9 protein-coding genes are annotated in these 12,081 nt (G+C 36.3%); all 9 read right to left on the reverse strand.

Features of this window, described 5'->3' with window-relative positions:
- Window positions 1-197: 197 nt before the first annotated feature.
- Entirely contained in the window at window positions 198-2,327 is a 2,130-nt protein-coding gene (gene ftsH, locus JMUB898_RS11805) for an ATP-dependent zinc metalloprotease FtsH (RefSeq protein WP_002445687.1), read from the reverse strand.
- A gap of 299 nt (window positions 2,328-2,626) precedes the next feature.
- Window positions 2,627-3,166 carry a hypoxanthine phosphoribosyltransferase gene (hpt, locus tag JMUB898_RS11810; RefSeq protein ID WP_002445689.1) on the reverse strand — a complete coding sequence of 180 codons (540 nt, stop codon included), beginning with the start codon at window positions 3,164-3,166 and terminating at the stop codon, window positions 2,627-2,629.
- A gap of 2 nt (window positions 3,167-3,168) precedes the next feature.
- The gene (gene tilS, locus JMUB898_RS11815; RefSeq protein WP_002445690.1) at window positions 3,169-4,467 is read right to left on the reverse strand and encodes a tRNA lysidine(34) synthetase TilS; all 1,299 of its coding nucleotides are present in this window, start codon (window positions 4,465-4,467) and stop codon (window positions 3,169-3,171) included.
- Window positions 4,468-4,672: 205 nt separating this feature from the next.
- Complete coding sequence (locus JMUB898_RS11820; RefSeq protein WP_002445691.1) at window positions 4,673-5,077, reverse strand: S1 domain-containing RNA-binding protein; 405 nt, start codon at window positions 5,075-5,077, stop codon at window positions 4,673-4,675.
- A gap of 96 nt (window positions 5,078-5,173) precedes the next feature.
- Entirely contained in the window at window positions 5,174-5,575 is a 402-nt protein-coding gene (divIC, locus tag JMUB898_RS11825) for a cell division protein DivIC (RefSeq protein WP_002445692.1), read from the reverse strand.
- Between the two features lie 23 nt (window positions 5,576-5,598).
- Window positions 5,599-5,862 carry an RNA-binding S4 domain-containing protein gene (locus JMUB898_RS11830; RefSeq protein WP_002445693.1) on the reverse strand — a complete coding sequence of 88 codons (264 nt, stop codon included), beginning with the start codon at window positions 5,860-5,862 and terminating at the stop codon, window positions 5,599-5,601.
- Window positions 5,859-7,049, reverse strand: a complete 1,191-nt coding sequence (locus tag JMUB898_RS11835; protein ID WP_002445695.1) for a MazG nucleotide pyrophosphohydrolase domain-containing protein — start codon at window positions 7,047-7,049, stop codon at window positions 5,859-5,861. The genes JMUB898_RS11830 and JMUB898_RS11835 overlap by 4 nt, the downstream gene beginning before the upstream one ends.
- Window positions 7,046-8,587: a polysaccharide biosynthesis protein gene (locus JMUB898_RS11840; protein ID WP_002445696.1), complete on the reverse strand. Its 1,542-nt coding sequence runs from the start codon at window positions 8,585-8,587 to the stop codon at window positions 7,046-7,048. Before JMUB898_RS11840 ends, JMUB898_RS11835 begins: the two co-directional genes overlap by 4 nt.
- Window positions 8,577-12,077: a transcription-repair coupling factor gene (mfd, locus tag JMUB898_RS11845; protein ID WP_172594859.1), complete on the reverse strand. Its 3,501-nt coding sequence runs from the start codon at window positions 12,075-12,077 to the stop codon at window positions 8,577-8,579. Before mfd ends, JMUB898_RS11840 begins: the two co-directional genes overlap by 11 nt.
- Between the last annotated feature and the right edge of the window lie 4 nt (window positions 12,078-12,081).

Here is a 12,081-nt window from a genome sequence, read left to right on the forward strand (position 1 = left end):
GCTCATTTTGAAAATAAACATTCGAGTAGCCCGAAATAAATCAAATAAGCCTACCTCATTATGATTAATTTTAAACAAGCATACCTTCGAAATACCTTACGTTTCTATCATTCCACACTGAGCATCATCTCACACTAAAAAAAGCCTCTTCCTACTTCAATGATTGAATGAGTAGAAAGAGACTTAATTCAACTTAACTAATGTCTGTTATCAGGATTACTTGGATCATATGGTTTATCGATATTTGGTGATTGTTCATGTCCAGTCGCTTCTGAATCAGAATCATGGTCTGATTCGCTTCCTGAACGATCACGATCTTCTTGTTGACGTCTTTCTTTATCGATTTCACGATCTTCTTTACGATCTTGTTCTTCTTCCTTATGGCCTTCTTCTAGTTGTTCTTTACGAATATCGTCGTAAGATTTGCCATATTTACCATCACTATAATCTGTATCTTCATCTTTAACTACTTTTGCAGCGTCATAATCAACTTCAGGTAATTTACCTTCGTTAAATAATGAACGGATTTGTTCTGCAACTAATGTTTCTTCAGTAAGCAATGTCTTAGCAATCAGTTTAAGTTGTTCTTCATGTTCTAATAAGATTTGTTTACAACGTTCGTATTGTTCTTTAACGATACGTTGAACTTCTTTATCAATTTCATAAGCAATTTGACCAGAGTAATTAGGCTCGCCTTGCATATCTTTTCCAAGGAATACTTGGCCACCGCTACTACTAGAGAATTGTAACGGTCCGAGTTTCTTACTCATACCATATTCAGTAACCATTGATCTGGCAATTTGTGTTGCACGTTCAAAGTCATTTGAAGCACCTGTTGATACTTCGCCAAAGTTGATATCTTCAGAAACACGTCCACCAAGTAAACCACAAATTTTATCTAGTAATTCTGGCTCAGTCATTAAGAAGCGATCTTGTTTCGGTAACATCATCGCGTAACCACCAGCTTGTCCACGAGGGACGATTGTTACTTTGTGCACGACTTCTGCTTCATCAAGCACCATACCAATAATAGTATGCCCTGCTTCATGATGTGCAACAATATTACGTTCTTTCTCAGAAATAACACGAGATTTCTTAGCTGGACCTGCAATTACACGGTCTGTTGCTTCTTCAATGTCACGCATGTCAATTTTATTTTTACCTTCACGAGCAGCAATTAATGATGCTTCGTTAAGTAAGTTTTCTAAATCAGCACCAGAGAAACCAGGTGTTCTTTGAGAAATTGCCTTCAAGTCAACTGTTTCATCAAGTGGTTTGTTTCTAGCGTGTACGTGAAGAATTGCTTCACGACCTTTAACATCCGGACGTCCAACTTGAATTTGTCTATCGAAACGACCAGGACGTAATAAGGCTGGGTCCAAGATATCAGGACGGTTTGTCGCAGCAATCATGATGATGCCTTCATTTTCCCCAAAGCCGTCCATTTCAACTAACAATTGGTTAAGCGTTTGTTCACGTTCATCATGACCGCCGCCTACACCAGCGCCACGTTGACGACCTACTGCATCAATTTCATCAATAAAAATGATACATGGTGCGTTTTTCTTAGCATTTTCGAATAAATCACGAACACGGCTTGCACCAACACCAACAAACATCTCTACGAAGTCAGAACCACTGATAGAGAAGAATGGTGCGCCAGCTTCCCCTGCAACCGCACGTGCTAATAATGTTTTACCTGTACCTGGAGGTCCAACAAGTAAGACACCTTTAGGAATTCTAGATCCCATTTGTTTAAATTTCTTATTATCTTTTAAGAAATCTACAATTTCGATTAATTCTTGTTTCTCTTCATCAGCACCTGCAACATCAGAGAAACGAACGCGACGTTTATTACTGTCGTACATTTTAGCTTTAGATTTACCAAAGTTCATCATACGACCTCCGCCGCCACCACCTTGGGCTTGGCTAAGGAAGAAAATAAATAATAATGCAATGATTAATACTGGAATCAGTGTTGTTAGAATACTAACAAAGACACTTTGTTTTTCTTCTTCTTTAACTGTAAATTTCAGACCATCTTGTTTCTTAGCTGTGTCTGTAATTTTTTGTAAGTCTTTTTCATTGTTATATAAAACTGTTGATGAGTAATCGTCACCACTTTTAGTTTTACCACTTACCATATATACATTTTGTTCAGGTTGGATTTCTAAAGATTTTAAATCGCCTTTATCCAACTTATTAACAAATTGAGTGTATGTAAGTTGTTTAGGCATATTTCCATTACCGTTTAAGAACGAAAATACCCCAAATATAATAACGCCTATAATTGCGATAACTAGCACATTGCGAAAAGCTTTCTGCATGCGTCATTTCCTCCTACTTCCAATAATAAAACTAACAAAAATTGTAACACAATACTTCTTAGACAGGCTAGTATTTCAACTTTCGTATTGATTCTTCAATTTTAGTCAATTCCAACTATATATTTCTTTAAATTTTGCTATCTTATTCATTTATCATGTAAAGACAAATACGACTCACTTCAAAAAGGACCTATAGCGTATAAATCGAGTCTACACTATATCTAGCGACACGCATAGTTATAATGTACGCAATACGCAAATCAATAGTGCTTGTATTCACTTAGGTTCCACCCATACATTTATTTAGAATAAACTTCAGGTTTTAACGTACCAATATACGGTAAGTTTCTATATAATTCCCCATAATCTAAGCCGTAACCAACAACAAATTCATCTGGGATTTTTTTACCAACGTATTTCGCTTCTATATCCGCTTTACGACGATTTGGTTTATCAAGTAGTGTTACAATTTCTAAAGACTTAACTTTACGTGATTGTAATAACTCAGTTATAGATTTTAATGTTGTTCCTGTTTCTAAAATATCTTCAATGATCAGTACATCTTTATTTTCAATTGATGAACCTAAATCCTTTATAATTTGAACTTCACCCGTTGATTCTGTACCTCCGTGATAACTTGAAACATCCATAAAATCGATGGATAAATGTGTATCGATACGTTTGATTAAATCTGCCATGAACATGACTGATCCTTTAAGAATACCTACACATACAAGCGGACGATTTTGATAGTCTGCTGTAATCTTTTCACCTAATTCTTTACAAATATTTTGAATGTCTTCCTCTGTTAATAAAACATCCTTTAAATCGTTATGCATTATTATTCATCTCCATTATCCGTAATCATTATTAAGTCTTTAAAACGCTCATGGACATATAAGCACCCTATAGCTAAGATTTCATTAGAATTATCAACCACTACAGGTATACGCTCTCGTTCATCAGCGATAATTTTTTGATCTATGAACAAACGACTTACTTTTTTATGCCCTTTTTTACCGTTGAGTTTAAACACATCACCATGACGTCTCACTCGAATTTTTAGAGGGTATGACGTCTCAGGTAAGTGTTGATTAATATCAATTTTATAGCCATTGAATCGATATGTACCTGGCTGTTCTATCGTAATACTTGTTATGCTATTTTCTCTGTCTACTGATTTAGCCATTATTATTAATGTATCATATGCAATTTGAATTATCCATTTTTCTGTAACATCTATATTAAATTGAGATTTGTTATTTTGAAATTGTTGAAACCATTCATCGTATGTTTTTTGAGGTATTGCAAAGTGAAGTTTCAAATTTTCAAATAGTTGATCCATTACTATTGTTTTAACATTTGAATTGAGTGTATTAAAGGCTTCCCTTGAAAATGAATAGCCCATCTCGTCTTTATTTTCAAATACGAAGTGAGTGATAAAATGTTGCGCATATTCATTTAATAACTGTAATTCATTGTCATGCCAGTCCTTTAACCTCAACAAATGATGTGTATCGAGAAATGGATTGCGATTGATTGTCGGAAGGATTCGCTGTCTAATATCATTCCGCACATATTTCGTGTCTTGATTGGAATCATCTTCAAAGTAAGGAATAGTGTTCGAATGTTGGTAAGCTAAAATGTCCTCTTTTGATACTTCTAATAAAGGACGACAAACACGATAATGTTTATAATTTGATATGAGTGACATACCTAAAGCACTACGAGTAGATCGACCACTTAGTAAACGATAAAAAATCGTTTCAAGCTGATCATCAAGATGGTGTGCTGTTAACAAGGCATCAGCATCGATTTTTTGAATGATTTCACCAAACCAATCATACCGGCGTTGCCTTGCTTCATGCTGAATACTATTACCCTTTTCTACTATTTGAGATAAATCGAGATGTTTCACATATAATTCAATATGATGCGCTCTGCAATAATCTTTAAGAAACTGTTCTTCTTCAACAGATTGATGACGCAAACCGTGATTCACATGAACACAAGTTAGTTTGCGATATGTATTATGATAATCATGCAACAAACTATGTAATAAAGACATGCTATCAACCCCTGTTGAAACAGCAACCACTAAGTGCGCATCTTTAGACCATCCTTCTGTGTTAAGCTCCATTATCTCACCTCACTTCGAAAATAAAATAGGAGTGGGCGAGAATTCAAAAGAGTTATATTTGAATTCGTCGTCCCACCCCGTAAGAGTGATACATGTGTTCAATCACCGACCAACATCTCTCTTTGATGGCCACCACATTTTGTTCTTATCCACCATTATTCATTGTATTAAATATGGCTCGATGTATGTCTAAATCTATTTTATATTAACGTCTTGAACCTTTACCGCCACGACGTGACTCTGTTTGACGTTTGATTGAAGTTAATTTGTCTTCACTATCCTTTAGGAAGTTACTTAATTTCTTCTCAAAGTCTTCAGTTTTTTGAACTGGCTTTCCATGATTAGATTTATTATTATGGTGAGGTTTACGAGGACGATCTTTAGCTTTTTTAATCGATAGACTAATTTTACCGTCATCAGCGATTGATAATACCTTTACTTCAACTTCGTCACCAACTGATAAGTGGTCTTCAACATTTTCAACGTAATTGTCAGCAACCTCACTGATATGTACTAAACCACTTTTTCCTTCAGGTAATTCTACAAATGCACCAAATTTTTTGATACCTGTAACTTTACCTTTAAGCTTGTTTCCTACTTCGATTGACATTTTCTAAATAAATCCTCCTGGTTAGATTCGATTTTATTCTTATTATATTCCTGTTCGCGTAATTTAACAATGCTATAATCAGATTATTTTATCATCCTAGTTATCGTCATCATCGGATGATTTAGATTTAGAGGATTTATTGTCACCTGGTAATCTAAATATAACTTCGCCCTTATTACTTAAATAATAGTCATCTCGAGCTACTTTTTCTATATAATCCTTATCATTTAAGTTATTTAATTTCTCTTTTAGAGCAATTTCCTCATCTTGTTGTTTTTGGAATTGGGCTTCTTTATGTTTTCTTTCAACCGCATCTTGATCGTTACTATGCTTTTGAATGACAAGCAACACGATTAAAATCAGTATAGCTGCTAAAAGTATGCCACCAAATACAGCAATACGTTTACGTACGACACGCATTTTCATTTTTTGACGCTGCTTTTTCTTATTTTCTTGTGAGGTATACTGATTGCCTATATTCTCTACTTTATTACTCATTGCTTGTCACCTCCTTGTACATTTCACGCTTCATTAATGCGTTCTTCTTTAATTAATTCATACATGCCTTTTGCGTTTTCTTTTGTAGCATGTTCATTTAAACCCGTAACTTTAACAGTAACTAACTTCTGGCCAAAGCGAATGACGAGTTCATCATTTTCTTTAACATCAGTTCCTGCTTTCGCTACATTTCCGTTTACAGTTACACGACCTTGATCGCTAATTTCTTTAGCTAACGTACGTCGTTTAACAAGTCGTGAAACCTTTAAATATTTATCTAATCTCATGATTGATTCTCCCCTTGTTGTAAAAAATTTCTGAGGGCGTCTTCGTCAAAGTGTTTATTTTTGGTTTCATCATACAACTTCAAGAAATGCTCTGCAAATACTTTCTCGAATTTCACACGAGGCTTTTTGCCTTCTTTATCTTTCGCTGCAGACCAAATCTCTTTTAAGTCTTCCACAGAATCAGCTTGTGCTTCTCCAAATATATGAGGATGACGACGGATCATCTTGGCATTAAGGCTTTCAATGACTTCTTTGATATCCATATAACCTTCTTTTTTGCCAATACTTGTGTGGAGTAAGACTTGTAGTAAGATGTCACCTAACTCTTCTATCATATGCCAATCATCTTCATTGTCAATCGCTTCGAATAATTCAAACGTTTCTTCTAACAAATACCGTTTAAGTGTTTCATGCGTTTGAATTTTATCCCAAGGACAACCTTTCTCGTCATCTACAAGTAAATCAATTGTTTGTACCGCAAAGTCAAAGTCTTGATAAAATGCTTTATCATCGTTCACTTTAGGAATGTATAAACTTGTAAGATTATTGAATTCATTTTCATGATGATCAATTTCATAAAGTGGGCATGTAATTACTTGAGAACCACCACTATGCGCACCTGTCACAATCTTCACTTCCCAATCGTCAGGGTAGCGTTCCATCAACGTTAACTTCAGATCAGCCGCCACCATTGCACTATACACTTGTGTAATCATCGTATGTGTGCGTATATTCAGCATTGACTCTTCTAAAGCTGTGCCATCTAACAACGTAAAGCCATCGTTAGGGTCCACATTTACCGCTTCAAAGATATCATCGATAAAGCTTTTACCACCCAAAGTTTCTACATTAATATCATCATGCGATTGACTATATTCGATCAACTTTGCCGTCGTCGTCTCGGCCACGCGAGGATGACCCGGAACTGCATAAACAATATCTTCGAATTGTGCACGTTGTATCAATTCATTCACAATCGTTTCGTACACTTCTTCGAAAGTTGCATTATCCTCATAAATATCATCAAAACTTTCGAAGTGAAGTTCTTTCTTCAGTTCTTCGACCACGGGGTGATCTAAAGTTCTCGCATAGATTTTGGGTTTATTTTTTAAAAAGCGATAAATGCCTAGCGGTAAATCATCAATACTGTAATTACCTAAACCAACAATTGTAATAGTGTGACTCATGAACGTCTTCCTTTCTTAAAATGATAAAGTTTATCTCCAAAAGGTAAATATTTCAACTCTTTATAGCTTAATACATCAAACATCATGATATATATAATCAGAATGCCAATTCCTACGAAAGCACCGATGAATAATTCAATCAATCCCATCATTCGTCCGTGACTCGGAATCAAGAACATTACCGCTTGCACAGCTACACTCATAACAACCATGCCACCTACTAATTTAATAATAAACGAGCGCATCTGACTAAAACGATAATACTTCAATACTTCTATTTGTAACACACCCACAAATATAAATAGCGATAGCACGGTGCTTAAACTGGCACCCAAAATACCAAATTGACTGATGCATATAACATTTAAAATAGCTTTAGACATCAATCCAAGTGTAATGCCAATCAATATAGGTCGTATATGATTTAACACTTGTAACAACGCAATATTCATCATAATGAGTGATACACACATTACTGTAACCATATAGACGCTTAGTGTTGCAGTGAGTGCATTGTTCTTGAAAAAGACACGATTCATCAGTGGAAGCAAATTGATTAAGCCAATTCCCGCTGCCGAACTCATCAACACAGTAATCTTTACTGATGCATTCGCATAGCGATTCTTATGAATATCATTACGATGTTGAATAGCTTCAGTGATTAAAGGTATGAGCACGAAACTAAATGTTGTTGTGACGATTAAGCCCATTTGGATAAAGGATGCACCTCTATCATATATACCTTTATGCTGGATGGCTTCTTTAAACGAGAGCCCACTCACTTGTAACGTGTGTATAACAGTGAAACTATCGACAACTTGCCACAAGATGACGATAAGTTGGCTCAATGCATAGATTAATATAGATACGAATAATTGTCGCCAATTTACATGCACTGTGTTGTGCTTTAATTTTAAGGAAAATGGACGCGTCAGCACTAAATAAAGCATGGAACCTAAAAACCCAATAGATGAAGCCAGAATTGCTAATGTCCCTGCTTGGTAAACTGACCAGCCATGAAGAGAAAATAAGACAATCGCAATAATAATTAAGCCAACCCGAATGAATTGTTCTATTACCTGGGAAATAGCTGGGATATTCATCTCTTGTTTCGTCTGGTAAAATCCACGCAACACGCCTAAGATACCAATGAATATAAAGCTAAAACTCGCCATTCTTAACATTGGCGTTAATCTGTCATCACCCATCCAAACCGCAATAGGATGTGCACAAATAAAGATGACGACAAATATGGCAAATCCAACATATTGCAAACGTAACATCACTTTCGAATAAGTCGAAATAGAGCTATTGACACCTAAAACTTGAGTGACGGCACTCGGTATCGCATTCATGGACAGAATCATACCTAATGCCACGATGGGATAGACCTGTTGATATGCATATAATCCTTGATCTCCAAGTACATTCTGATATGGCACACGATAAATGGCACTCAAAACTTTAACAATAATGAGCGCTAACGTCAGTATGATGACACCATTAAACGCTGTTTTAGGCTGTGATTTACGCTTCATCTTCAATCGCCATACTTTCTTCGATACATTTAACTAAGAATTTCAAGCTATCTAGCCACTGTTTAGATTTAGTAAGCGTCACGCGCATTGCGTTATCTTGAACGCCTACTTTCATGGCTCTACCTAGTGGTTGCGACTGTTTGAATAGTTCTTCGCCGTTAATATTTTCAGTAGCTTTTGTAGAAAGCGATACCTCAATTGTCTTGCCTTTATCTTTAATCAATGTAATACCCGCATGGAGGGCATGTACTTTAATTTCAACAATATCTAAAAGACGTTCCACCTCAACTGGATAATCATTGAAACGGTCGATAAGTTCATCTTTAACATCGAATAATTGATCTTCGGTCTCAACTTTACGCAATTTTTTATAAATTTCAATTTTAGCTTGTTCATTTTGTATATATTCAGCTGGCAAATAAGCGTCGAGATTCAGTTCCACTTCTACTTCTGGCGCATCTGGTGTTTCTTCTTTAATGCCACGCTTTTCATTAACCGCTTCTTCAAGCATTTGTGAGTACAAGTCGAAACCAACTGAATCGATAAAGCCATGCTGTTGTTTACCTAGTAAGTTTCCAGCGCCACGAATATTGAGATCTCGCATTGCGATTTTAAAGCCAGAACCAAGTTCAGTAAATTCTTCAATCGCTTGTAGACGTTCTTCAGCTGTTTCATTTAAGACCTTGTTAGCTGGATGGAGGAAGTAAGCATACCCGATTCGACTTGAACGTCCTACACGTCCTCTAAGTTGATACAGTTGACTAAGACCAAAACGGTCAGCTTCTTCGATAATCAGTGTATTGGCATTAGGAACATCCACACCTGTTTCAATAATCGTTGTTGTAACCAAGATATCATATTCATGGTTGATGAAACTAAGCATTGTCTCTTCTAAATCACGTTCAGTCATTTGACCATGCGCAACCGCAATATTAGCATCTGGCATTAGCATTTGCAGTTGTTCGCGCTTTTCATAAATAGATTGAACTTTGTTATACAAATAGAACACTTGCCCATCACGAGACAATTCACGTTCTAATGCTTCTTTAATAAAGTTAGTGTTTTGTTCTAACACATAAGTTTGGACAGGGAAGCGGTTCTCCGGTGGCGTTTCGATAACAGATAAATCACGAACGCCTAACATACTCATGTGCAAGGTTCTTGGTATAGGTGTCGCCGTTAAAGTGAGCACATCCACGTTCTTTTTGAGCGTTTTAATGCGTTCTTTGTGTCGTACACCGAATCGTTGTTCTTCATCGACAATGAGTAGACCTAAATCTTTATACTGGATATCTTTGCCGAGCAATTTATGAGTACCGACCACGATATCCACGTATCCAGATTTCAAGCCTTCTTTCGTCTCTTTAATTTCCTTCGTAGTACGGAAACGACTCACAAGCTGAATTTCAACAGGGAAGTCTTGCATACGTTCAATCAGCGTCTCATAATGCTGTTGAGCCAGAATGGTAGTAGGAACAAGAAAGGCCACTTGTTTCCCTTCCATCACTGCTTTAAATGCTGCACGCACAGCAACTTCCGTCTTACCATAACCAACATCACCACATAATAAACGATCCATAGGTCGTTCACGTTCCATATCGCTCTTGATTTCTTCAATTGATTTGTCTTGGTCAGGTGTTAACTCATATGGGAAGTCATGTTCAAATGCTGATTGTTCTGCAGTGTCCTCCCCATATTTGTAACCCACCGACATTTCACGTTCTTTATAAAGGTCTATCAATTCATCTGCAATATCTTCAACACTTTGTTGAACTTTGGCTTTCGTCTTCTTCCATTCTGTGCCGCCCAATTTGTTTAATCTTGGGGATTTATCTTCAGAAGCAACATATTTTTGAACCTGGTCCATTTGATCTACAGGCACGAATAATTGGTCAGTACCTTTATACTGCAATTTAATATAATCACGATGTGTATCGCCTACTTCAAGCGTTTCAACACCTAAATAACGTCCAACCCCGTGATGTACGTGAACGATATAGTCTCCTACGTTTAAGTCTTGATAAGATTTGATCTTTTCAGCGTTCGATAGCGTTTTGGTACGCTTACGTTGTTTCTTTTGTTTTGTCTTGAAAAGTTCTCTCTCCGTAATCACCACTAATTGCATGTAAGGTAATTCAAAGCCTTCAGACAAACTACCTTCTGTAACGATGGCTTGTCCGCTATCAACCTTTTCATGGATATGAGAGACCGTCGGAATGTGCATTTCATTTAACATGGATTGAATACGTTCAACTTTCGTTTCCGTCTCCACAAGTACCATAATTGTATAGTCATTATGAATAAATCTTTGAAATTCTGAACGCATGATGTCGTATTGACCATAGAATTGCTGAACAGGTTTACATGAGAATTTAATAATATGTTCTAGCGGCACTTGCATGGAGGATGTGAATAATGTGAAATAGGCCACGGGACGCTTTTCAAGTAATGTTTCGAAACCATCATATTTCATGAAACTTTGTCCGATAAACCCATTTCCACTCTCAATTAAGTTGCCAATAAAGTCATCCACTTCTGTTGTTAATGTCTCTTCCGTTTCTTTCACACGGTTAAATTCATCTACTGCGATAATCGCATCATCTCGGAAATAATCAATAATTGTAGATGGTTGTTCATACATAAACGCAACTAAACGTCGTAATAATTGATGATCAAAGAATGTAGATTCAAATAATTTGAAACTTTCATACGTTTCTTTTAAATCATTACGCACAGATTTTTCAATTTTAGGACGTGTATGTTCGTACGCTTCTTTTAGATGTGTCTGTAAATGCTGAATAACCTCATCTGTAATGATATAGTCACTCGCAGTAGTGATTTCGACTTCTTCAATATTTTCATTAGAGCGCTGCGTTTCAACATCGAAGTCTCTAATTGAATCGACTTCTGTATCAAATAATTCTATTCTTACAGGCGTACCTATAAGTGGATAAATATCGATGATACCGCCACGTAGTGAGAATTCCCCAATATGAGAAACCACACTTTCTCTGCGATAGCCCATATTCACTAATTTGTTTAGAAATGCATCGACATCTATGTCTTCTCCTACTTTAAGCGTCATTTGATGACTCTGCCACATTTCTACAGGGGTTAACCATTTTTTGAAACCATTTAATGGCACAATAAATAACCCTTTCACGCCTTGGGCTAGCGCCGTCAATGTTCTCACACGTTCACTCATTAATTGAGGACTCTGTGTTGAGAATTCTTCAGTCATAATATCTTGTACTGGGTACTTATACACTTCAGAACCATCAACGTATTGTAAAAGGTCTGCTTCAATTTTGTCCGCTTGGTATAAATTATTCGTTACGAGTAACAATTGCTTATGATCTTTAAGATACTTTTCAGCGATAATTGTCGCTTTAGCAGAAGGGGATAATCCCGTAACTAATATGTTATCTTGACCAAAAACGTCATCTAATTCCTGAAAACGTTTATCTTCACTTATATAATCTGTAATCATTGAT

The organism is Staphylococcus caprae (assembly GCF_003966625.1).
Classification (GTDB): domain Bacteria; phylum Bacillota; class Bacilli; order Staphylococcales; family Staphylococcaceae; genus Staphylococcus; species Staphylococcus caprae.

Coding starts and splice junctions, on each gene's coding strand:
- tilS (WP_002445690.1), bottom strand. CDS start 4,467: ATGGAGCTTAACACAGAAGGATGGTCTAAAGATGCGCACTTAGTGGTT.
- JMUB898_RS11830 (WP_002445693.1), bottom strand. CDS start 5,862: ATGAGATTAGATAAATATTTAAAGGTTTCACGACTTGTTAAACGACGT.
- hpt (WP_002445689.1), bottom strand. CDS start 3,166: ATGCATAACGATTTAAAGGATGTTTTATTAACAGAGGAAGACATTCAA.
- JMUB898_RS11840 (WP_002445696.1), bottom strand. CDS start 8,587: ATGAAGCGTAAATCACAGCCTAAAACAGCGTTTAATGGTGTCATCATA.
- divIC (WP_002445692.1), bottom strand. CDS start 5,575: ATGAGTAATAAAGTAGAGAATATAGGCAATCAGTATACCTCACAAGAA.
- JMUB898_RS11835 (WP_002445695.1), bottom strand. CDS start 7,049: ATGAGTCACACTATTACAATTGTTGGTTTAGGTAATTACAGTATTGAT.
- mfd (WP_172594859.1), bottom strand. CDS start 12,077: ATGATTACAGATTATATAAGTGAAGATAAACGTTTTCAGGAATTAGAT.
- JMUB898_RS11820 (WP_002445691.1), bottom strand. CDS start 5,077: ATGTCAATCGAAGTAGGAAACAAGCTTAAAGGTAAAGTTACAGGTATC.
- ftsH (WP_002445687.1), bottom strand. CDS start 2,327: ATGCAGAAAGCTTTTCGCAATGTGCTAGTTATCGCAATTATAGGCGTT.